This window comes from Megamonas rupellensis DSM 19944, assembly GCF_000378365.1.
Classification (GTDB): Bacteria; Bacillota; Negativicutes; order Selenomonadales; family Selenomonadaceae; genus Megamonas; species Megamonas funiformis.
This window is the reverse complement of sequence record NZ_KB899573.1, coordinates 68,916-93,634: the sequence shown is the minus strand read 5'-3', so window position 1 is coordinate 93,634 and position 24,719 is coordinate 68,916. Positions and strand designations below refer to the sequence as shown.

Here is a 24,719-nt window from a genome sequence, read left to right as displayed (position 1 = left end):
CAACAAGAAAGATAAAAGAAACGAAAGGGATAATTCTACATTCAGACCAAGGCTGGCAATATCAAAATAAGAGGTATCAGAAGTTATTAAAAGAAAAAGGCATTATCCAAAGCATGAGCCGAAAAGGCAATTGCTTAGATAATGCCGTAATAGAAAATTTCTTTGGTTTACTAAAAAGCGAATTATTCTATTTAAAAAAATTCAAATCTGTTGAAGATTTTATAAAAGAGTTAAAATCTTATATAAAATATTATAATACAAAACGGATAAAGATAAAACTAAAAGGACTTAGTCCCATAGAATACAGAACTAAGTCTCAATTAGTAGCTTAATTAATATGTCCAATATTTTGGGTGCATATCAAAAACTATTAAGAGCTTTTATTTTTATTGATTACTGAGCTTTTGTTTTGATTTCTTCAAGAAGATTATTGATGAATGTATCAGTATCCATAGTAACAGTATCTTTTTCACGACGTTTACGAACAGAAATATTTTTATTTTCTAATTCGGATTCACCTACGATAATGCTGTATGGAACTTTTTTAACTTGAGCTTCACGGATTTTGTAACCGATTTTTTCATTGCGGTCATCAACTTCTACACGAATGCCGAGGTCAAACATTTTGCGTTTGATTTCATAAGCATAATCAACATATTTATCGCTGATAGGTAAGATTTTAACCTGTACAGGAGCGAGCCATACTGGAAATGCACCAGCATAGTTTTCAATCAAGATACCAATGAAACGTTCGATACTTCCGTATACTACACGGTGAATCATTACTGGACGATGTTTCTGACCATCTTCACCGATATAAGTGAGATCGAATTTTTCAGGCATTAACATATCAAGCTGAATTGTACCACACTGCCAAGTACGACCGATAGAGTCAGTTAAATGGAAGTCGATTTTTGGACCATAGAAAGCGCCATCGCCTTCGTTGATAACGTATTTAAGACCACGATATTCAAGTGCATTTCTAAGTGCATTAGTTGCAGTTTCCCAAACTTCATCAGAACCCATAGAGTCTTCAGGACGTGTGCTGAGTTCTGCATGATAAGTTAAACCAAATGTGCTATAAACTTTATCAAATAAGTCAATAACTCTTTGGATTTCATCTTCAATTTGGCTAGGTAACATAAAGATATGAGCATCATCTTGAGTGAAGTTACGTACACGCATTAAACCATGTAATGCACCAGATAATTCATGACGATGTACAAGACCAAGTTCACCAAGGCGAAGTGGTAAATCACGATAGCTGTGTTGCTGTGTTAAATAAACAAGCATACCACCTGGGCAGTTCATTGGTTTAATTGCATAATCTTCATCATCAATTTTTGTGAAGTACATATTTTCTTTATAATGATCCCAGTGACCAGAAGTTTCCCAAAGTTTACGGTTCATAATCATTGGAGTTTTGATTTCCTGATAACCAAATTGACGATGAACTTCACGCCAATAATTGATGAGTTCATTTCTGATTACCATACCATTTGGATGGAAGAATGGGAAGCCTGGACCTTCTTCATGTAAGCTGAATAAATCGAGTTCTTTACCGAGTTTGCGGTGATCACGTTTAGCAGCTTCTTCAAGCATTTTTAAGTAAGCATCTAAATCAGCTTGTTTTTCAAATGCTGTACCATATACACGTTGAAGCATTTTATTTTTTTCGCTACCACGCCAATAAGCACCAGCAACAGATTGTAATTTAATAGCTTTTACTTTACCTGTAGATACTACGTGTGGACCTGCACAAAGATCAGTGAATTCACCTTGGCTATACATAGTGATCATTGCATCTTCTGGTAAATCATTGATTAATTCTACTTTATAGCTTTCGCCTTCAGCATTGAAGAAATCAAGTGCTTCCTGACGAGTAACTTCTTTACGTACAATTGCTAAATTTTCTTTAACAATTTTTTTCATTTCTTTTTCGATTTTTGCTAAATCTTCAGTGCTAAGCTGATGATCCATATCAAAATCATAGTAAAAACCATTGTCAATTGCAGGACCAATTGCAAGTTTTACATTTTTATCGCCATAAAGACGTTTTACAGCTTGAGCTAAAATATGAGAAGCACTATGACGAAGTGCCCAACGACCATCTTCATCTTCAAAAGTTAAAATTTCTACTTGATGATCTCCATCTATAACAGTCATTAAATCTTTAGTTTCTCCATCAATTTTACAAGCTAAAGCTTTTTTTGCTAAAGAATTACTAAAGGATTTTACAAAATCAAGAACAGTAGTGCCTTCAGCTACTTCACGAACAGCACCATCTTTTAATGTGATATTTGCCATTTTATTAACCTCCTAAAAAAATAAAAAGCCTCCATCCCAAAACTAGGGACGAGGCTTGTAGTTCGCGGTTCCACCCTGTTTGCCATAAAATATGACCAACTCAAAAATGATAACGGAATTTCTCCGGCAAAACTTAATAAATAAATCTAAATTTATAGTTCAGCTTTGCAGTTTGAAAGTGGTAATCAAAGAGTATGCTTAAGAAGTTTCCAGCCTCGACTTCTCTCTCTGTAAACATATAATTCTTCAATCATGTCTTTCGCATTACTTTTACATATATCTTTATGATGTCTTCATTATAATAAAGCAGTATCTCAATGTCAAGAGTTATTCTTTTTTCTCATTTCTAAAATTCCTATCAAAATAATATACTTATAAGATATTATCTATTTATTATAATATTTATTTTAATTTAAATTTAATCTATTTTTAATCTGTACTTTAATCATATTTTAATCTAATCAGATTATACTATATACATAACTCAATAAAGTTATATAAGTTTTTGCTCTCCGATAGGTTTCTCTCCCTATCGGTTTTTTTTGCCTTCACAAGATACATATATAAAATTAAAATAATATATATACACCAAAATAAAGGAGATGTTACTATGTTTTTTGATGTAGATAAGCTACATTGGACTCGTAAACCTTTATCATTTAGTATAACTAAAGATAAAATCGAAATCATAACTTCACCTCATACTGATTTATGGCAAAGAACATATTATCACTTCAGAAATGATAATGCTCCTGTGCTACAAATGAGTACAAATGAAGAATTCTTTTCATTTACTGTTAAGACAGATTTTGATAGCAAAGTTCGATTTGACCAATGTGGCATCGTCTTATATTTAGATAGCGAAAACTGGCTCAAAGCTTCCGTTGAATATGAAAATGAAGATATTCAACATTTGGGTAGTGTTGTTACTAATAAAGGATATTCTGATTGGGCAACAACTGTTATCGATAGTTCTATAAAATCCATTTGGTATAGATTGAGTCGCCGAAAAGACGATTTTCGCATAGAATATTCTCTTGATGGCATAAATTATAATCAAATGCGCATATGTCATCTTTGGGAAGCTTCTGGTGATATCCAATTTGGCATTTATGCTTGTAGCCCAGAAAATTCTTCATTTAAAGCTACATTTACTGATTTCAAAATGACAGAATGTGTTTGGCAAGCTCACGACGGTCAACAACCTGACGAAGATATTACTTATTAAAGGAATGTTATTTTATGAATACACTTATCGCCAAAAATTTAAATATTCTCATTGATTTTTTAGCTAAAAGAGATTTAACTGCACTATCTCCCAATAAATTGCAAGCAAAATACAAAATAAATCAAGCCGATTTGTTGATTTTATTCGGTGGCTCTATTCCTGAAGGTGCTGATGTATTTGCTAAAGCTCATCAACAAAATATAGCTAAAAATTATCTTTTAGTCGGCGGTGCTGGTCATACTACAGAAGTACTCCGCCAAAAAATGCAATCAGCTTTAGCCGATATAGATATTTCCACTAAATCTGAAGCAGAAATTTTTGCTCTTTATTTAAAAAATAAATACAATATCACAGATTGTTTACTAGAAACTAAATCTACCAACTGCGGTAATAATATCACTAATACTTTAGAGCTTTTAAAAAATCTAGATTTAAAACCAAAATCTATTATTTTTATGCAAGATGCTACTATGCAAAATCGCATGGATGCAGGTTTTCGAAAATATTGTCCTTGTGATACTACTTTAATCAATTATGCCACATATAAAGTTCATTTCACTGTTCAAAATGATAAATTATGTTTAGAACAAAATAATATCTGGCAAATGTGGAATATTGATAAATATATTGAGCTACTCATGGGAGAAATTCCTCGTCTTACAGATAATATCAACGGTTATGGCCCTCAAGGTAAAGACTTTATCGCTCATGTAGATATACCACAAGAAATCCATAGTGCTTATCAATATCTCTATCAACATTTAAATATCAAAACACGCCAGGCAAATTCGCTTTATGCTACAAAATAAAGAAAGTGTCTACTTATTATATTTTATCTTCACAGCAAAATATAATTTAGTAGACACTTTTTTTAAGCTAAAATCTCTGTTAAAGCATCAATTAATTCATCATTTTCTTCACGAGTTCGCACCGCAAAACGCACGAAATACTCATTTAATCCTGGATAATTTTCACAATTGCGAATAGCTATACCATATTCTAATAATTTTGCTTTTAACTCATTAGCTGTCATATTTGTTTTTTCTATATTCACTAAAATAAAATTAACAGTTGGCTCATATACTTTCAACTTATCAAAAGTTTCTAGTTCTTCATAAAGATAATTTATCTCTGTTCTTGTATATGTTCTACTGCGACGCTGATATACTTTATCCTCTAAAGCTACCATACCTGCAATCTGTGCTAAAGCATTCACATTCCATGGGTCTTTCGCCTGATAAAGTGGGTCTAAAACTTCATGGTCTGTAGCTGCAAAACCTAAGCGAAGTCCTGGTAATGCATAAAATTTAGTCAAAGAATGCAATACAAATAAATTATGATATTTTTCCACTAAAGGAAGTACGGAAAAAGCTTCACTTGTTTTGATAAAATCCATAAAAGACTCATCAACAACTACAAAACAGCCATTATTTTCAGCATGTTCAATCAAAAGTTCCATATCTTCTACAGTAAATAATGTACCTGTAGGATTATTAGGATTGCCGATAAATAAAATATCGTTGCCTTTTATATTCACAATTAAGTCTCGCATAGGAGAATTAAATTCCTGTTTTTCAGATAACATTACATAATTTATATTCGCTCCAGAAGCTTTGGCTGCTCTTTCATATTCACTAAAACCTGGAGATACAATCAACGCATTTTTGGGCTTTAATATATGGCAAAGTATATATAATAATTCTACTGCGCCATTACCTACGATAATTTTATCTGCACTGATACCATAATTTTCGGCGATTTTACCACAAAGCTCTCTTGCATCTGGCTCTGGATAATGAATTATATCATCAATATGGTCAACAATCGCTTTTTTTATATTTTTAGATAATCCATATGGATTTATATTGGCACTGAAATCTATAATTTTATCTAAATTTTCTTGTGCCATTATTTTTTTTAAATCTCCGCCATGCTCAAACTTTTGCATAATTTACTCTCTTTCTATGATAATTCCACCAGAAATCATTTTTACTAAATTTAAATAATGTAAATCAAAACATTCACTTAATATTTTTTGTTTACATTCTTCAATTAAACTTTCCTCACAATTATCATCAAATAATACACCAATAACAGTGCCACTGTGAGCAACATTTACACCTATTGCCTGATAATCTTCGGATATTATCATGATATCTTCTAATTGCTTTTTATATAATATTTTCTGATTTGCATATGCACTCATAACGCAAGCTTTGCCAATATATTTATTATTTTTCTCTTTAAAGCCTAAACGCAAATAATCTAAAGCTTCTTTAATTGTATTTTCATTTTCTTGATACAATCGTTTTAAATCCTTGCGACGATTAAAAGATAAAGTATCGACCTTGCCACCGCAATCAAACATCAATATCTTAATCTTTGGCGCTAAACCTAAATGCTCTAAAACTTGACCATTTAAATGATTATATCTGACAATGCCTTTACAAAAAATACCATCAGTTGGCTCAATGCTTGTTGCTATCTTTGATATTTCATCTTGAGATAATATCCGTTTACAAGAAAGAGCTGTCAGTTGACAAATACTTGCAATATCTGCACTACTTGAAGCCATGCCCTTTCCTGTCAACAATTCTGTAGTCAAACAAAATTTTGCATAAGATTTAGTGCCCAGATAATCAAGCGTTTTATTGCGTGCCAAACGAGCTTTATATGGTAAATAAGAAAAATATTTTGTTATACTCGCCTTGGTATACATTGAAATAGGACAAGTAACTAAAAAAGGTATATCATCAATCATGCCTTGTACTAACTCGCCACAAGAACCTGGTATTTTAACACTAAGACCCATGCAAAAATTCTCCTTAACCAATAATAAATTTATCTTCAGGATAGCGAATTTTATTTTTCTTCTTGCGAATAACAAGTGCCATCGCAAAAGAAATAATACCAATTCGTCCCATCAACATTACAAAAATAATTACAATTCTACTAGAAGCGTCCATTTCATTTATCGTACCTGTAGGAAGACCTACAGTAGCGAACATAGATACAGACTCAAATAAGATTTTAGACAAAGCAATATCTTCTGTCAAACATAAAAACATTGACATCAAAAATACGACAATCGCACTGACAAAGAAAATACTCATCGCACGGAAAATGACAATCGGTGGTACAGTACGCTCAAAGATAACAACATCTTCACGACCGCGAATGAGCGACCAAATAGCTGCAAAGATAACAGCTATAGTAGTAGTTTTAATACCGCCACCTGTTGAAGCTGGAGAACCGCCAATAAACATCAAAAACATAATCAACAATAAACTAGGTTCTGTCAATGAACCAATATCAAGCATTGAAAATCCTGATGTTCTAGCCATCGAAGCCATGAATGTACTTACCATCACTTTATCAAATAAACCTAAATCGCCTAAAGTATTTTGATTTCCATATTCCAAAATAAAAATAAATACACTGCCGATAAGAATTAAAAAACCAGTAGTAACAAGTACAAGCTTACTATTAATACTCAATTTTTGCCATTTGCGCTTTTGATAGATATCTAATAAAACAGCAAAACCCAATCCGCCACAAACAACTTCTATCAATAATATCAGATTAAAAAATGGGTGAAAAATATAATTTGCAAAATTGCTTCCACCTAAAATATCAAAACCTGCATTACAAAAAGCTGATATCGAATGCCAAAAACCAAAATAAATAGCTGTGCCTACACTATAATCTTGACAAAAAATAATTGTTAAAACAACTCCACCGATAAATTCAAAAGCAACAGTCATTTTCACAATACTGATTACAAGTCGCACCACTCCTGCCACTGACCATCTTTGCAATGACTCTTGAATTAATAATCTATCTCGAAGTTGAATGCGTTTACCCATCACCACTGCTAAAATAGTAGTGATAGTCATAATTCCTAAAGCTCCAATTTGCACCAAAATAATAATTATTATTTGCCCAAATACAGAAAAATTATCACCTAAACTAAATATGGAAACACCTGATACACATACTGCTGATGCTGACATAAATAATGCATCAACAAAGCTCAAAGGCTCGATATCTACCACTGTAATCGGCAACATCAACAACATAGTACCAGTCAATATTATTATCCCATAACTACATAAAACAATCTGGTATGGATTTAATTTTCTAATATATTTCATCATTTTATTTAAACCTAAAACTTATTAATCAACCTACCCCAATACGCTCTGAAGGATATCCTATTTTAACTTTTTTTCGATTACGCATAGCAATAGCCATCAAAAATGTAAGTACTCCTAAACGACCAATAAACATTATTAAAATTAATATGGACTTACCATAAATAGTCAAACTAGAAGTAATCCCTGTGGATAAACCTACAGTAGCCAATGCTGATGTAACTTCAAATAGTATTTTTATAAATGGAAAATCTTCTGTTAAACATAAAAACATTGTTCCTAAAACTACTAAAGCTGCTGCTATATAAAAAATAGCTAAAGACTTTACAATTAAATCATGTTCGATACGTCTTTTAAACAATGTAACTTCTTCATTACCACGAATAATAGAAGTAACTGTCGCAAAAATTATCGCAAAAGTTGTAGTTTTTATCCCACCACCAGTAGAACCAGGAGATGCCCCTAAGAACATCAAAATGATGATAAAAAACAATGAGGCTTCATGTAATGCTCCTGTATCCATCAAAGTATATCCTGCTGTACGTGAAGTTGTAGATAAAAAAAACGTCCCTATTAACTTATGCCACCAATCCCAATTACCAATCGTATTTTCATTATTATATTCTAAAAAGAACAATACTATCGTACCAATTACTAATAAAATCAAAGTTGTCAATAAAACAACTTTAGTATGCAAAGAAAACATCTTCCAATTATGTTTTTGGTAAAGTTCTACTGTTACACCATAGCCAATACCGCCTAAAATAATTAACAAAGCGATGACAATACAAAATAGTGGATCTGTATTATATTTAAAAATATTAGTACCACCAAAAATATCAAAACCAGCATTACAAAACGCCGATATAGAATGCCAAAACGCCATATATACCCCATGCAATCCATAATCAGGATATAGACGAAAAGATAGTAGTACGCCACCTAAAAATTCAATACATAAAGTGGTCTTTACCAATAATTTAATTAATTTTACAACGCCCCCAACAGTCAACCTATTCAATGATTCTTGAGCTATTAACCTACTTCTAAGCTGAATACGCTTTCCCAAAATCAAGGCAAATACTGTCGTCATTGTCATTACACCAAAACCGCCAATTTGAATCAACATAATAATTACTAATTGCCCAAATATAGAAAAATATTGACCAGTATCTACCACAATTAAACCCGTAACACATACAGCTGATGTTGCAGTAAATAAAGCATCTATAAATGATAGACTGCTACCATCATTAGATGCTATAGGTAACATCAATAAAAATGCACCTACTAATATTAAGCCCAAAAACGAAACAACTAAAACTTGATAAGGACTTAACATCAATAGCCAATTATTAATACTCTTGGGAATTTCTGCCTGTTGCAAAATTAATTCCTCCTAATTGTTCACTAATTGCAATAACCAAAAAGCAAAAAAGCCTATGATACCGCCAACGATAGAGCCGTTTAAACGTATCCATATCATATCTGTTTCGACTTTATCGTACACTAACTCATTTAATTGCTTATCTGTTAATCCTTCTAAAAATTTACGTGCTAATTCTAAGATTACATCTTCACCTTTTAAAGCACTACGATGAACAACATCTAATACAAAACGATTTATTTTTGATTTAAATTCATTATTTGTATTTAATTTTTCAATACATCTATCTATTTCTTCACTTAAAATCTGTTCTATTGTCTGATAAAGCTTATTCTCTCTATTATTATTAGCTAATAGATATTCACAAAAATTGCGCAAAGAATTTTGTAGAATTTTTTCCACAATACCCATTTCCACAAAACTATCACGCAAAGTATTCAAGCTATCAACCCAATTTTCATCATCGCGAATATTCATCAAAGCTTCTTCATATAAATTTATGAGATTTGCATATAATTCGCCATCTTTATCGCTGACATCATCTAATAAATCTAAAATACGTTCATGAATTATTAAAGACAATTCATCTGGGTCTAAAGTATTTGTCGCTAAAGCCAAAGATAACATCAGACCGCCTAGACCGCTTTCATACTGCTTTTGATAATTTTCAAGAAAAGCATCTATTCTAGCTTTTCCTTCTCTTCCTGAAAAATATCCTTTCAAGAAATTTATACCTTTATCTACAGCGAGCTGACTATTTTCACTTTTGAGCAATATGCCCATTAAATTATGTGATAAATCACCCATAGACTCTTTTAAAATAAGCTGAGCTATTTTTTCACTGTTTTTTTGTGCTACTTTAGCAGTATCTATTTCAGCGATTTTTTTCACTAAAAACTGCATAACTTCATTTAATATATATTTTTTATTATCAGGATTTTTAGCCCAATTTAAGCCCCATGATAATAAATCAGCATTGCATATACGTCTATAAATTTTGCGCTTAGATAAAAATTCTGTCTGCAACATTCTCACGCAAGAATTTATAAAGGCATCTCTACGTCTTGGCAATATAGCTGTATGAAAAGGAAATCCTAGTGGCTTTTTAAATAAAGCTGTAACTGCAAACCAGTCCGCAATCCCACCAACTAAACTCGCTTCACTGCAAAATAATAACAATTCGAAAATAATATATTGTGGATATAAAGTTCTTAAAGCTAAAATTACTAAAAAACAAACAAATAATACACATAATGTTTTATCTGCTCTATTAAATCTATCCATTATCCGCACATCCTTTCCACAACAAAGGATATTACATATAATCCCATACCAGCAATAGCACCAACTACAGAACCGTTTATACGTATCATTTGAAGGTCATCACCAACACGTTTTTCTACTAAATCGACAAATTCTTGCTGTGAATACTTCATCAATTCATCTTTAATATAATCTAAGCCCCATTGTGAATTATTTTGAATTATCTTCGTTATTGTATTAATGAAAAACTTATTTAATTTAGCCTGCATTTCATCATCTACAGCTAATTTAGCAATAAGATTATCTAGATAATCTTCAATCTGCTTCCATAATTGTTCTCTATTTTCGCTATTTTGACAGAAATTATCAATTAAAGACACTAAATTATCGCTAAAATCAAATTTCTTCACGAAAAAGTAATGTTCTAATTGAGCAACTTTTTGCTTATAGCCATTTCTACTGCCTAGAATTTCTATTTTTTCTGCAAGTAAAGTTTTTAAATGCTCACGTTCTTTACTGTCATAATCCAGTAATAAATTCGTATATTCATCTAATTTTTTATTTAACTTTTGCGTCAAATTTTCACTAGATAAATCCATCATTTCAAACATAAAACTACGTTTTTGACTATCTTTTACATATTTTTCTTTGATAATGCTTACATTATCGTCAATTAGTTTATGCATGAAATCCTTTGCCAACAATTCAGGCACTGTAGCTCTAACCATTTTTATGATATGGTCTATACATTTATCCCCTGCTGGTGTCTTGATAAAATCTAGTAAAAATTGAATGATAATCCTTGCTATATTAAAATTCTTACGACGACTCTTCAAGGCACTTGCCAATGAATAACCTACTTTTTTCGTATCAAGTGAATTAATCACCTGCATAACTAATTCTTTTAATGCTACTTTGGCTTTTTCCTTGCCACCTCTTTGAGCATACTCTACTACCATCATTGCCATATTATAATTTTTAATATTATTAATGATGTATTCTGGATTTAATAAATCTCTACCGATAAATTTTACTAACTCATCCATGATGCGTTCACGATTACGAGGTAATATCTCCGTACGATAAGAGATAAAGCCCAGTGGTTTTCTAAATAGAGCTGTAACTGCAAACCAATCGGCTAGACCACCGATTAAAGCAGCCAAAAATCCATGATTTAGCAACAAGCCCCAAAAAGAATCTAATTTATATGTAGCAATAAATCCCAAAAACATGATGACTAAAACCAATGTAGCCTGTGTTTTTTTCGACATAATAACCCTCCCTTATTCAAATAATATAAAGATATTATACCGCAAAAGCCATGTTTATAAAATATTGTTGCTAAATTAACTGCCATATCAAACTATAAATCAAACAAAATAAAGATTATTTAAGCTAAATAAATCAACCTAAATAATCTTTATTTCATTAAATATTATAAGATATAACTAAATTTATGATTAATAATTTAAGACAATCTCATTTTAAAATCTTCATAACCAAAAGATTTTACTACTTCAATAGTATCATCTTCATGTAAAACAGCAATATCTGGAAGTGGCATACCATTGAAGGTATTATTTTTTACCATGGAATAAATAGCCATATCGCAGAAGATAATTTTATCGCCAACTTTTAAAGGTTTATCAAAAGAATATTCCCCTATGATATCACCTGCAAGACAAGTAGGGCCACCAAAACGGTAAGTATATGCTTTTTCATTTGGTTTTCCTGAATTAATTACATTTGGTCTATATGGCATTTCCAATACATCAGGCATATGACAAGCAGCAGAAGTATCTAAAATTGCAATATCTATGTCATTGTGAATAAGCTCTAAGACTTCACTGACTAAATAACCTGCATTTAATGCCACAGCTTCACCAGGTTCTAAATAAATTTCTAAATCATATTTTTCTTTCATATGATTAATGCAATTTATTAAAAGTTCAATATCATAATCTTCACGAGTAATATGATGACCACCACCAAAATTGAGCCATTTTAAATCATATAGATATTTGCCAAATTTTGCTTCAATAGCATCTAATGTAGTTTTTAAATCATCAGAATTTTGTTCGCAAAGTGTATGGAAATGAAGCCCTTTCAATCCTTCTAACTTTTCTGGTTCAAAATTATCAAGTGTAACACCTAAGCGAGAACCTTTAGCACATGGGTCATAAATAGCATGTCCTTCTTGTGTAGAACATTCTGGATTAATGCGAATACCACATTCTTTGCCTTTGGCTAAAGCTATATCTTTATATTTTTCCCATTGATTAAAAGAATTAAAAATTATATGGTCGCAAATCTCCACGATTTCAGCAAAATCTTTTTCTTTATATGCTGGAGAAAATATATGATTTTCCTTATCCTTCATAAATTCATGAGCTAATTTAGCTTCAAAAATACCACTTGCTGTAGCACCTTTTAGATATTTGCCAATCATAGGATAAAAATAAAACATGGAAAAAGCTTTTTGTGCAAGTAAAATATGACAACCTGTTCTATCTTGTACCATTTTTAAAACTTCAAGATTTTCACGAAGTTTTTTCTCGTCCATAACATAACTAGGAGTTGCCACATTTTGTAACTTTTCTTCTAATTTCACTAAATCACTTCCTTAAAATTATTTTTAATTAAATACTATAATATTCTAAATCAAAATCTCAATTTATTTAAATAAGACAGTACACCAACGGCATACTGTCTTATTTTTATTAAAAATATATTTTATTCTACTAAATCAGGATTGAAGCTTTCTTTCCATGGAAGACCCCATTTATTAAGAGCGTCCATAAATGGATCTGGATCAAATTCTTCAATATTATATACACCTGGTTTTTTCCATGTGCCGTTCATGATGAGCATTGCACCAATCATTGCTGGAACGCCAGTTGTATAAGAGATTGCTTGAGAGCCAACTTCTTTGTAGCATTCTTGATGGTCGCAAACATTGTATAAATAATATGTTTTATCTTTACCATCTTTTTTACCTTGGAAGATACAGCCGATATTTGTTTTACCTACTGTACGAGGGCCAAGGCTAGCTGGATCTGGAAGTACAGCTTTTAAGAATTGAAGTGGCACGATTTTATGACCTTCAAATTCGATAGGTTCGATAGAAGTCATGCCTACATTTTCTAAACATTTTAAATGAGTTAAATAAGACTGACCAAAAGTCATGAAGAAACGAATACGTTTAATACCTTTGATATTTAAGCCTAAAGATTCAAGTTCTTCATGGTGAAGTAAATACATGTCTTTTTCGCCAATTTCTGGGAAATTGTACACGCGTTTTATTTCCATAGGTTTAGTTTCTACCCATTTACCATCTTCCCAGTAGCTACCATTAGCAGAAACTTCACGGATATTGATTTCAGGATTGAAGTTTGTAGCAAATGGATAACCATGATCACCTGCATTACAATCCAAGATATCAATATAGTTAATTTCATCAAAATGATGTTTCATTGCATAAGCAGAGAATACGCCTGTTACACCTGGGTCAAAACCACTGCCTAAAAGTGCAGTAATTCCAGCTTTTTCAAAGCGTTCACGATAAGCCCACTGCCATTTATATTCAAATTTAGCAGTATCTAATGGTTCATAATTTGCAGTATCCACATAATGAACTTTAGTAGCAAGACAAGCGTCCATAATTGTTAAATCTTGATATGGAAGAGCTAAGTTGATTACTACATCTGGTTTGAATTCATTGATTAAGTTAATAAGTTGATTTACATCATCAGCGTCTACTTGAGCTGTAGTAATTTTTGTTTTGCCACCGCTTAATTTTTCTTTTAAAGCATCGCATTTGCTTTTTGTACGGCTAGCAATACAGATTTCTTCGAATACATCACTATTTTGACAACATTTATGGATAGTAACACTTGCTACACCACCACAACCAATAATTAGAGCTTTACCCATTTGGCAAATTCCCCCTTTTATAAAAATTTATTTATTATTTATATTATAATCTAAAGCCAATAAATATTCACGTAGTAATTTTAAAGCAGTAGCTGTAGAGATACCACTTTGATCATATGGTGGAGATAATTCTACCATATCACAGCCTACTACATTGCATTTATTAGCTACTAAATTCATTGCACGACGAAGTTCATCAAAAGATACTCCACCTGCTTCTGGTGTACCAGTTCCAGGGAATACAGCTGCATCTAATACATCTAAATCCACTGTAAAATAAACAGGTTTTCCTTTTAATTTTTCTACAACATCTTCCAAACCTACAAAATCAAAACGTCTAGTCTGTACATGCTCTTTGCCCCAAGCGAATTCAGCACGTTCACCACTTCTGATACCGAATTGATAAATTTTATTATCGCCAACGATATCCCATACACGATGAAGCACTGTAGCATGAGATAATTTAGCTCCTAAATAATCATCACGAAGGTCAGCATGTGCATCAAAATGAATGATATGCAAATCATCATATTTTTCGGCTACAGCACGTACACTGCCTAAAGTAACTAGATGTTCGCCACCGATCATAAGTGGAATTTTACCATCATTTACAATCTGACGTGTAAAATCTTCAATATCTTTTAGTGCATTTTCCACACTGCCAAAAGGAAGTTCTAAATCTCCGCCATCAAAAACATAGGCATCTTCTAAATCTAAATCAAGATATGGGCTAAAAGTTTCAAGACCATATGATTCTGCTCTCATAGTACGACTAGCAAAACGAGTCCCTGGTCTATATGAAGTTGTAGAGTCAAACGGTGCGCCAAATAAAACTATTTTCGCTTCATCATATTCTCTATCACAACCTAAAAATGTCTCAATGTTTTTCTTCAACATCTTCCATTAATTCCTCCACATAATTTGGTAATGCAAATGATGCATTGTGTAAGTTCGCATTATAATAGCGAGTTTTTAAGCCTAAAGCATTCCATCTTTTAGCATCAAAATCTAAAACTGGGTGATACTTTTTGGACGCAAAGCCAAATAACCAATGACCTGATGGATAAGTAGGGATATGCGCTTGATATACTCTACTTATAGGGAAAGATTTTACAATACGTTGATGTGCGCGTTGCATAGCAAAAGCATCTTCATCATAAAATGGACTTTCATGCTGATTTACCATAATGCCATCTTCTTTTAATGCTTTATAGCAATTTCCATAAAATTCCTTAGTGAATAAACCTTCCCCAGGGCCAAATGGGTCTGTAGAATCAACGATGATTAAATCATATTCATTATTACAATGGCGAATGAATTTCAAACCATCTTCAAAATAACAATGCAAACGTTCATCATCAAAACTGCAAGCTGTCTGTGGTAAATATTTACGTGAAATATCCACAACACGCTCATCAATTTCTACTAAATCCACTGACTCTACATTTTTATAACGCAATAATTCACGAGCAGTACCACCATCGCCACCGCCAATGATAAGTACTCTCTTCGGATTAGGATGTACTGCCATAGGTACATGCACTATCATTTCATGATAAATGAATTCATCTTTTTCAGTTAGCATTACATAGCCATCTAATACCATCATGCGACCAAATTCTTTAGACTCAAAAATATCTATACGCTGAAACTCAGTCTGTTCAGAATGAAGTTGTTTATCAATCTGAATAGAAAACTTTACATACGGTGTATGTAATTCACTGAACCATAAATCCATTTATCTATCACTCCTTAATTACATTTAAACGTTTTATTTCCATATCTTCAGGGCCTGTCATGGAACAGCCTTTATCTTTAGCATAGTGAATATATTCCAAAATCTCTGGTGTAATTAATTCCCCTGGTGCCAAAATCGGTATTCCTGGTGGATAACACATTACAAATTCACTGCATACTTTACCACAGCTTTCATCTAATGGTAAAGATACTTTTTCACTATAAAAGGCATCTTGTGGTCCACACATTACTTTAGGGCTGATATATTCAGCTTCTAACATGCCCTTATGGTCTTTTTTATAATTTCTGCGAATTTCTGCTAACGCACTTACTAAGCGTTCAATATCTTTTGCTCTATCGCCAACAGATACATAAGCAAGTAGATTGCCGATATCGCCAAATTCTGCTTGAATATCGTATTCATCACGCAATAAATCATATACTTCAATACCAGCAAGACCTACAGGTAATGTATAAATGGCTAATTTAGTGGTATCAAAATCAAAAACACTATCGCCATTTATCTTTTCATCTGCATAAGCATAATAATCGCCGATATTATTGATTTCTTGTCGTGCATAATCTACTAAATCTATAACAAAATCAAAGATTTCACTGCCATGTACGGCTAAATTAGAACGAGAAATATCAAGGCTAGACATCAATAAATATGAACCACTTGTAGTTTGTGTCAAATTTATAATCTGATGAACATAACCTGCTTTTACATTTTTACCAGTGAGCAAAAATGAACTTTGTGTAAGTGATCCACCTGATTTATGCATACTTACAGCTGCCATATCAGCTCCCGCATGAATAGCTGCTATAGGTAATCGTTTATTAAAATAAAAATGTGTTCCATGTGCTTCATCAGCCAAAACTAACATATTATGTTCATGGGCTACTTTTATAATTTCTTTTAAATTAGAACAAATACCATAATATGTTGGATTATTTACTAAAACTGCTTTAGCATCTGGATTTTCTCTTATAGCTTTTTTTACTTCCTCAACTGACATACCGAGCGATATACCAAGTTGTTTATCCATCTGCGGATTAATATATATTGGAATAGCTCCACACAAAATCATCGCATTTATAGCACTGCGGTGGACATTTCGCGGTAAAATAATCTTATCGCCACGCTTACAAGCTGTTAAAATCATCGTTTGTACAGCTGACGTAGTTCCACCTACCATAAAAAAGGCATGCTCTGCTCCAAAAGCATCTGCTGCTAATTCCTCAGCTTCCTTGATTACAGAAACTGGGTGACATAAATTGTCTAATGGTTTCATTGAATTTACATCTACAGATAAACATTTTTCGCCTAAAAAATTTAATAAAGCTTTATTTCCTCTACCTCTTTTATGCCCTGGCACATCAAAAGGTACTACACGCATTTTTTTAAATCTTTCTAAAGCTTCCAAAACAGGCATTTTCTTTTGTGCTTGTCTATCCAATAATTTCACCAACCTTCTTTAATCAATCATTTAAGATTTATCAAAAAACATTTGTACCACTAAAAATCTCTAACATCTCACGACGCAAACGATTGCTTATTTCCAATCTAGTTTTTGGTGGTATTTCATAAATATCAGTATTAAATAAGTAATTACTTAATTCTGGTTCTTTAATCAACATTCTTGTATGAAATAAATTAGCCTGATACACATTTATATCCATTGCATCATAATTCAATAAAGTATCTGGCATAATATAATCTTGAATAGATGTTATTTTATGGTCCATAAATAACTTTCTACCACTGACATCACGAGTAAAACCTCGTACACGATAATCCATCGTTATGATATCAGAATCAAAATTTCCAATTAAATAATCAAGTGTACTAAGCGGAGTAATCTCTCCACAAGTAGAAACATCTATATCCACTCTAAATGTAGCAATACTTGTTTCTGGATGATATTCTGGATACGTATGCACAGTGATATGACTTTTATCCAAATGACCTAAAACAGTCTTACTACTCACGCAATCTTCCACTTCATCATTTTTTGCCAAACGCATATTTTCATCTGCCAAGAGAATAGTTACACTGGCTCCTTGCGGATCATAATCTTGACTAGAAACATTAAGCACTCTAGCTCCTATCATTTCTGCTACATTTGTTAAAATCTTTGTCAAACGCTCTGAATTATATTGTTCATCTATATATTTTATATAATCACGCTGTTCCCTTGGTGTTTTGGCATAGCAAACATCGTAAATATTAAAGCTTAAAGACTTTGTCAAATTATTAAATCCATATAGTTTTAATTTTTCGGACACCTAATATCTATCCCTCTTCTAATATATATTTAGGTTAATAAAGGCAAACCTATAAACCTTTTTATTCAGTTAAATCCTTGCTCGAATGTTTTTCCGGCATCTTTATAGTAAAACCTCGTCCAGCAACTTCTGACGTATCTGTAATAATCATAAAAGCTGTCGGGTCTATAGCATTCACTATGAGTTTTACCTTGCTTACCTGTGTCAAATTCACCACTGCAAAAATTACCTTTTGATTTTTATGACTATATGCGCCTTCCCCATTTAAAAATGTAACGCCACGTCCAATATGTTGAATAATAGTCCAACCAATAATTTCTGAAAATGGTGATATGATTATTACTAATTTTTTGCGATTGAAACCAGCTACTACTTTATTAGTGATTTCACCAACAATATACATATTAATTAAAGTATATAAACCAATAGAAACATTGAACAATACTATACCTACTAAAATAATAATCAAGTTAAAACCAAATACTACTGTTCCTAAATCAAGAGAGTAATATTTTTTGATAACAGCACCCAATACATCAAAGCCACCACCATTAGAGTTGGCTCTAAATACAATACCACAACCTATACCTACAAGTACACCACCAAAAACAGAATTAAGTATAGGGTCTTCTACCAGATGATAGTTTCCAATAAAACTTGTAGCATCAATAGCTACGGATAACATTACTGTTCCAATAATCGTATCAATCGCATATAATTTACCAAAAACTCTATATGCTAAATATACAATTGGGATATTATATACTATTAATTGTAAACCAATCGGTAAATCAATCATATAGTAAACAATAACAGCAATACCACTGAGTCCACTAGCAAGCAACTTAGCAGGAATAATAAACGTACTATAACCTAAACCTGCAATCAACGATCCAATTAAGATTTTCAAGTAACGCCAAATATGTGTGTTTGCTAATTCTGAAATATGTCTCATCTTTCTCCTCCTATAAAATTTCAAAGTTATGTAAATCTCAGCAAGATGTATTTTAACATATTTAAATTATTATTTGTACCATTTTCACATATTCTTAACAATTCAAAAATAATACTATAAATAAGATTATTTTTCTACTAAAAAATGTTTCTTTTATTAAAATTTACTTTTTTATTATTCCGTTTATCAATCTCTCTATTATTTATTTTAACTTATCTAATTATATAAAGCTATTCTAAAAAAAATTTATTTTTATTTCTATATTGAAATTGATTATCATTTATGTTATATTATATATGAGCTTTTCCTTGACTCTCCAATTATGATATATATACAAGCAAAAAAGGCACGAAACAACGTGTCTTTTTTTGTTGTCTATAAACATCCAACAAAAAATTTCATATTTTATTTAATTTTAGTATTGAAAATCATTATCATTTATGTTATATTAAATACAAGCTTTTCCTTAGCTCTCCAATATAATATATACACACAAAAAAAGACACGAAATAACGTGTCTTTTTTTGTATTTATTTTACTTTACCATTAAAATTATTTATTTAAATCTTCTACTGCTTGACCTGCACCCATAATAGCAACTAAAGAATGTTCAAAAGTCAAGGCACCTTGAAGATATACATTATATGGTTCACGAATAGGGCCATCTGCACTGAGTTCAATAGAAGCACCTTGTACAAAAGTACCTGCTGCCATGATAACTTGATCTTCATATCCTGGCATATCCCAAGGTTCTGGAGCTGCATAAGAATCAACTGGAGAATATTTTTGTATTCCCTGACAAAAAGCAACTAATTTTTCTTTGCTACCCATTTCAATAGCCTGAATAATATCATTTCTCTTTGTATCTGGTGCAGGTAATGTTTTAAATCCTAATAAATCAAAAAATGCAGCAGCAAAAATCGCAGATTTTACAGCTTGAGCGACAACATGTGGTGCTAAGAATAATCCTTGGAACAATAAGCGATTATTTGCAAGAGAAGCACCAAGTTCTGCTCCCATACCAGGAGAAGTCATGCGATAAGAAGCAAGTTCTACTAAATCTTTTCTACCTACAATATATCCACCTGTTGGAGCAATACCGCCACCTGGATTTTTAATTAAAGAACCTGCTATGATATCAGCGCCTACTTCAATAGGTTCTTTTGTATCTGTAAATTCACCATAGCAATTATCTACATAACAAATACAATTAGGATTGATTTCTTTGACGAATTTGCAAATTTCACCAATTTCATCAACACTTAAACTTGGACGCATCATATAACCACAAGAACGCTGAATAACTACCATTTTAGTTTTTGTAGTAATTTTTTCTTTAGCTACATTAAAATCAACACGACCATCTTTTAATGGCACTTCATCATATAAAATACCAAATTCTTTTAATGAACCTGGGCTATCTGTTGCATAACCAATTACTGTTTGCATAGTATCATATGGTGTTCCTGTAATATATATCAACTGATCACCAGGGCGTAATATACCAAATAAAACAGTAGCTAAAGCATGTGTACCAGATACAAATTGAGTACGCACTAAAGCTGCTTCTGCTTTGAAGACTTCTGCATATAATTCTTCAATTTTATTTCTACCAATATCATCATAAGCATATCCAGATGTTGTATTAAAATGTGCTTCAGACACTTTTACTTTTCTCATAGCATCAAGAATTTTTAAAGTATTAAATTCTGCTATTTCATCAGGACGAGCAAAATATTCTTTACATAAAGCTAAAGCTTTTTGTCTAGTTTCAATAATTTTTTCAGAAAATGCCATTTTTTTCTCCTATTATTTTTCCTTAAAATTTAATCATGATATTTGATTTATCCTAGCAATAAAAAATAAGCTGCTTAATACTAAGCAGCTTATTTTTTATAATGTCCGTTAAGACCATTAAGCACGCTGGATTTTACCAGAACGCATGCAGCTAGTGCAAACATTAACACGTTTAACTTCACCGTCAACTACAGCACGTACACGCTGAATGTTTGGTTTCCAAGTGCGTTTAGTTTTTAAATGAGAATGGCTTACATTCATTCCTGCTCTTTCACCTTTAGCGCAGATTTCGCAAACATTTGCCATTTAGCACACCTCCTTAAGGAATGGAAGATAGAAAATAATTACTAAGTCATGAACTGCCTTCTATAATAATAGAAATAATTTACATATTATAATAGTTGACTTCTTGCTTCATCAAATTCGTTACCTACTATCTCCACAAGCTTAAATTCGGGTTGTTCTTGCCCTATTGTCTTGACGACTACATATTTATTATATCTAATAAAAATCATGTCGTACTTTTAAAAAACACAGTGCTAACATTATATCACAGAAAGAATTTAAATTGCAAGCTTTTTATTTATATATATCTCTATTTATCTGCTCATTTACTTGTAAATCAATACAATTCGTGCTATTGTAGTAACATAATTAATTAATAATAAAGGCGGTTGTTTTATGGTAAAAATCTGTTTCAGCCAAATTGATGTTGAACCAGGTCATCCTGACCTAAATGTAGAGCGTATGCTTCAAGCTATTGATGAAGCTAAACAAAATAATACAGATATTATAATTTTCCCTGAAATGTGTATTCCAGGTTATCTCTTAGGTGATACTTGGGAACAAACAGCATTTTTAAAAGATTGTTTAAGCTATGGCGAAGATATTATCGCAGCTTCTCAAGATATTTGTATCATTTTTGGTAATATTGCTGTTGACTGGGATAAGAAAAATACTGATGGTCGCGTTCGTAAATACAATGCTTTATATACAGCTTATAATGGCAAATTAATCAAACCTGAAAAATCTCCATATCCATTTGTCATCAAAACTCTATTTCCAAATTATCGTGAATTTGATGATAGTCGTTATTTCTTCAGTTTACAAAGCTTAGCAACTGAACTAAAACTCAATTTAAATGATATTCTTTCTCCTGTAAAAGTCAATATCAAAGGTCAAGAATTAAATTTAGGTTGTATTTTATGTGAAGATGGTTGGAGTGATGATTATGCTTTTGCTCCAATTGATATTCTTTGTCAAAATTATAAATTAGATATGTTAATCAATATATCTGCTTCTCCTTATACTTTTGGCAAAAATAATAAACGCCATCGCGTATTTGCAAAACAAGCAAAAGATAATAACATTCCTTTAATATATGTAAATAATATTGGTATTCAAAACAATGGTAAAACTATCTATACTTTTGATGGTTCTAGCACAGTTTATGATGAAAATGGAAATATCATTGCAACTTGCCCTGCTTATAAAGCTCAAAATAATTATATAAACTTACTTGGCAATGATGAATATACTCCACTTCCAATTCCTCAAAATGATGATATTTCTAATATTTACCAAGCACTTCATTATGGTATCAAAAAATTCCTCAAAAATATTCGTATGCAAAAAGTAATCATCGGTATTTCTGGTGGTATTGACTCTGCTGTTGCTTCTGCTCTTTATGCAGATATTTTAGGTGCTAAAAATATTACCTTAATTAATATGCCTAGTAAATTCAATTCTGCTACAACAAAAGGTCTTTCTAGTCAATTGGCTCATAACTTAGGCTGTAATTATGCCATCGTGCCAATTCAAGAAGTTGTTGATTTCACTGTAAATCAATTTGAAAATACTGATATCACTCATTTAACTACTAATGATGTTCATAAAGTACAAGTATCTTCTTTTGTCAAAGAAAATATCCAAGCTCGTGACCGTTCAGCTCGTATTTTAGCTGGTATGGCAGCTAGTATTGGTGGTGGCTTTACTTGTAATGCCAATAAAGCAGAAACTACAGTCGGTTATTCCACATTATACGGTGACCAATCTGGATTTTTAGCTGGTCTTGCTGATTTATGGAAATATCAAGTATATGAATTAGCTCATTATTTAAATGAACATGTATATAAACGTGAAGTAATTCCTCAAGGCATTATTGATATTGTACCTAGTGCCGAACTTTCTAGTGAACAAGATGTTGATGCTGGTAAGGGCGACCCTATTAAATATCCATATCATGATTATTTATTCCGCGCTTTTGTCGAAAGCTGGCAAAAAGTTACTCCAGAAGATATTCTTCTTTGGTACAGTGAAAAAACTTTAGAAGAACATATTGGTTGCAAGGCTGGTCTTGTAGATAAATACTTTGCTACAGCTAAAGACTTTATCTGCGACTTAGAACGTTGGTGGAATTTATTCACAGGTATGGCAGTAGCTAAACGCATTCAAGCACCACCTATCTTAGCTATAAGTAGACGTGCTTATGGTTTTGACCATCGTGAATCTCAAAATGGCCCATACTATACAAAAGCTTATAAACAATTAAAAGCTAAATTATTAGGTGATAATTTATGAGAATAATCACAGGTTCAGCTCGCGGGGCAAAATTAAAAGCCCCTAAAGGGCAAAATACTCGACCTACTGCTGACAGAATAAAAGAATCTTTATTTAATATATTAGGTTCTTTTATCTATGATAAAAATGTCTTAGATTTATTTTCAGGAACCGGTAATTTATCCTTAGAAGCACTCAGTCGAGGTGCCAATCATGCCATCATGGTAGATTGCTCTTTAGATAGTATTTCAACTATTAAATTTAATGCTACGCATACAAAACTTATTGATAAATCTACTATCTTAAAAGCTGATGTCTTTGCTACCATAAAAAAATTACATCTAAAACAAACAAAATTTGATATAATATTTTGTGACCCGCCATATCATCAAGATTTATGCTTAAAAGTTTTGCAAATGCTCCATGAATATCCATTATTAACTGAAGATGGTATAATTATTATGGAACATGCTATTGAAGATAAACTGCCTTCAGATTTTCATCAATATACTTTATTGCGTAATCAAAAATATGGTTCTACTACACAAATAAGTATTTATGAATTAAAATCAAATAAAAGTGAGGATTAATGTATGACTATTGCTATCTGTCCTGGAAGTTTTGACCCTGTAACTAATGGGCATATTGATATTTTTGAACGAGCTTCTAAAATGTTTGATGAAGTAATTGTTGGTGTTTTCAATAATATAAATAAAAAACCTTTATTTACTGTTGAAGAACGCGTAGCTTTATTAAAACAAGCTACTGCTCATATTCCTAATGTAAAAGTTGATTGTTTTGCTGGTCTACTTGCTGACTATGCTCATCAAAAAAATGCTCATGTAATCGTTCGCGGTTTACGTGATGCCAACGATTTTCTCTATGAATTTCCACGCGCTATGCTCATCAAAAACATGGCTCCAGATATTGAAAATATCTTTTTAACTACTGATAATAAATATTATCATGTATCTTCATCTGCAATTCGAGAATTAGCTCAGTTCGGTGGAGATATCACTCATTTAGTTCCTCATTGTGTAGAACTTGCTATACATGAAAAAATTAAACGAGTACCTACATCAAAATAATTATAAATTATAGAGGTAATAT

General features: G+C 31.8%; 22 protein-coding genes and 1 other annotated feature. Of the genes, 6 read left to right on the top strand and 16 right to left on the bottom strand.

Annotation, left to right across the window (positions count from 1 at the left end; all coding sequences use genetic code 11):
- Nucleotides 1-332 (top strand): IS3 family transposase (locus F553_RS0104615; protein WP_018999188.1); only part of this gene is annotated, 332 nt, incomplete at its 5' end.
- A 61-nt stretch (nucleotides 333-393) separates the two neighbouring features.
- On the opposite strand, the gene thrS is transcribed toward F553_RS0104615, so the two are convergent.
- A complete protein-coding gene (gene thrS, locus F553_RS0104610) occupies nucleotides 394-2,307 on the bottom strand; it encodes a threonine--tRNA ligase (protein ID WP_018999187.1) in 1,914 nt (637 codons plus the stop codon).
- A gap of 41 nt (nucleotides 2,308-2,348) precedes the next feature.
- Nucleotides 2,349-2,581: a binding site (T-box leader), on the bottom strand.
- A 336-nt stretch (nucleotides 2,582-2,917) separates the two neighbouring features.
- Here thrS and F553_RS0104605 point away from each other — a divergent pair.
- A complete protein-coding gene (locus tag F553_RS0104605; RefSeq protein ID WP_018999186.1) occupies nucleotides 2,918-3,535 on the top strand; it encodes a DUF1349 domain-containing protein in 618 nt (205 codons plus the stop codon).
- Between the two features lie 14 nt (nucleotides 3,536-3,549).
- Nucleotides 3,550-4,344, top strand: a complete 795-nt coding sequence (locus tag F553_RS0104600; RefSeq protein ID WP_018999185.1) for a YdcF family protein — start codon at nucleotides 3,550-3,552, stop codon at nucleotides 4,342-4,344.
- A 62-nt stretch (nucleotides 4,345-4,406) separates the two neighbouring features.
- On the opposite strand, the gene cobD is transcribed toward F553_RS0104600, so the two are convergent.
- The 15 genes from cobD to rpmB form a co-directional block, all read right to left on the bottom strand.
- Nucleotides 4,407-5,483: a threonine-phosphate decarboxylase CobD gene (gene cobD, locus F553_RS0104595; protein WP_018999184.1), complete on the bottom strand. Its 1,077-nt coding sequence runs from the start codon at nucleotides 5,481-5,483 to the stop codon at nucleotides 4,407-4,409.
- A 3-nt stretch (nucleotides 5,484-5,486) separates the two neighbouring features.
- On the bottom strand, nucleotides 5,487-6,347 hold the full coding sequence (locus F553_RS0104590; RefSeq protein ID WP_018999183.1) for a hypothetical protein: 861 nt from the start codon (nucleotides 6,345-6,347) through the stop codon (nucleotides 5,487-5,489).
- Between the two features lie 13 nt (nucleotides 6,348-6,360).
- Nucleotides 6,361-7,692 carry a TrkH family potassium uptake protein gene (locus F553_RS0104585; RefSeq protein ID WP_026296930.1) on the bottom strand — a complete coding sequence of 444 codons (1,332 nt, stop codon included), beginning with the start codon at nucleotides 7,690-7,692 and terminating at the stop codon, nucleotides 6,361-6,363.
- A 25-nt stretch (nucleotides 7,693-7,717) separates the two neighbouring features.
- Nucleotides 7,718-9,076 (bottom strand): TrkH family potassium uptake protein, encoded by a 1,359-nt coding sequence (locus F553_RS0104580; RefSeq protein ID WP_018999181.1) that lies wholly within the window; start codon nucleotides 9,074-9,076, stop codon nucleotides 7,718-7,720.
- A gap of 12 nt (nucleotides 9,077-9,088) precedes the next feature.
- Nucleotides 9,089-10,360 carry a DUF445 domain-containing protein gene (locus F553_RS0104575; RefSeq protein WP_018999180.1) on the bottom strand — a complete coding sequence of 424 codons (1,272 nt, stop codon included), beginning with the start codon at nucleotides 10,358-10,360 and terminating at the stop codon, nucleotides 9,089-9,091.
- Nucleotides 10,360-11,610 carry a DUF445 domain-containing protein gene (locus tag F553_RS0104570; protein WP_018999179.1) on the bottom strand — a complete coding sequence of 417 codons (1,251 nt, stop codon included), beginning with the start codon at nucleotides 11,608-11,610 and terminating at the stop codon, nucleotides 10,360-10,362. Before F553_RS0104570 ends, F553_RS0104575 begins: the two co-directional genes overlap by 1 nt.
- A gap of 197 nt (nucleotides 11,611-11,807) precedes the next feature.
- On the bottom strand, nucleotides 11,808-12,950 hold the full coding sequence (nspC, locus tag F553_RS0104565) for a carboxynorspermidine decarboxylase (protein WP_018999178.1): 1,143 nt from the start codon (nucleotides 12,948-12,950) through the stop codon (nucleotides 11,808-11,810).
- Between the two features lie 122 nt (nucleotides 12,951-13,072).
- The gene (locus F553_RS0104560) at nucleotides 13,073-14,272 is read right to left on the bottom strand and encodes a saccharopine dehydrogenase family protein (RefSeq protein ID WP_008538479.1); all 1,200 of its coding nucleotides are present in this window, start codon (nucleotides 14,270-14,272) and stop codon (nucleotides 13,073-13,075) included.
- A gap of 27 nt (nucleotides 14,273-14,299) precedes the next feature.
- Nucleotides 14,300-15,169: an agmatinase gene (speB, locus tag F553_RS0104555; RefSeq protein WP_018999177.1), complete on the bottom strand. Its 870-nt coding sequence runs from the start codon at nucleotides 15,167-15,169 to the stop codon at nucleotides 14,300-14,302.
- Nucleotides 15,150-16,010, bottom strand: coding sequence for a polyamine aminopropyltransferase (speE, locus tag F553_RS0104550; protein WP_018999176.1), 861 nt, complete (start codon nucleotides 16,008-16,010; stop codon nucleotides 15,150-15,152). Before speE ends, speB begins: the two co-directional genes overlap by 20 nt.
- Nucleotides 16,011-16,017: 7 nt before the next feature.
- Complete coding sequence (locus F553_RS0104545; RefSeq protein ID WP_177159339.1) at nucleotides 16,018-17,445, bottom strand: aminotransferase class I/II-fold pyridoxal phosphate-dependent enzyme; 1,428 nt, start codon at nucleotides 17,443-17,445, stop codon at nucleotides 16,018-16,020.
- Between the two features lie 64 nt (nucleotides 17,446-17,509).
- A complete protein-coding gene (gene speD, locus F553_RS0104540; RefSeq protein ID WP_008538483.1) occupies nucleotides 17,510-18,298 on the bottom strand; it encodes an adenosylmethionine decarboxylase in 789 nt (262 codons plus the stop codon).
- Nucleotides 18,299-18,359: 61 nt separating this feature from the next.
- On the bottom strand, nucleotides 18,360-19,253 hold the full coding sequence (locus F553_RS0104535) for a YitT family protein (RefSeq protein WP_018999175.1): 894 nt from the start codon (nucleotides 19,251-19,253) through the stop codon (nucleotides 18,360-18,362).
- A 552-nt stretch (nucleotides 19,254-19,805) separates the two neighbouring features.
- A complete protein-coding gene (locus F553_RS0104530) occupies nucleotides 19,806-21,050 on the bottom strand; it encodes a methionine gamma-lyase family protein (RefSeq protein ID WP_018999174.1) in 1,245 nt (414 codons plus the stop codon).
- A gap of 117 nt (nucleotides 21,051-21,167) precedes the next feature.
- Nucleotides 21,168-21,356 (bottom strand): 50S ribosomal protein L28, encoded by a 189-nt coding sequence (gene rpmB, locus F553_RS0104525; protein WP_008538486.1) that lies wholly within the window; start codon nucleotides 21,354-21,356, stop codon nucleotides 21,168-21,170.
- A 375-nt stretch (nucleotides 21,357-21,731) separates the two neighbouring features.
- On the opposite strand from rpmB, the gene nadE reads away from it, so the two are divergent.
- From nadE to coaD, 3 genes are read left to right on the top strand one after another with little or no spacing between them, the layout of a single operon-like run.
- Complete coding sequence (gene nadE / locus F553_RS0104520) at nucleotides 21,732-23,630, top strand: NAD(+) synthase (protein WP_018999173.1); 1,899 nt, start codon at nucleotides 21,732-21,734, stop codon at nucleotides 23,628-23,630.
- Complete coding sequence (gene rsmD / locus F553_RS0104515) at nucleotides 23,627-24,199, top strand: 16S rRNA (guanine(966)-N(2))-methyltransferase RsmD (RefSeq protein ID WP_015562663.1); 573 nt, start codon at nucleotides 23,627-23,629, stop codon at nucleotides 24,197-24,199. Before nadE ends, rsmD begins: the two co-directional genes overlap by 4 nt.
- 3 nt (nucleotides 24,200-24,202) lie before the next feature.
- A complete protein-coding gene (gene coaD, locus F553_RS0104510; protein ID WP_018999172.1) occupies nucleotides 24,203-24,697 on the top strand; it encodes a pantetheine-phosphate adenylyltransferase in 495 nt (164 codons plus the stop codon).
- Nucleotides 24,698-24,719: the final 22 nt, after the last annotated feature.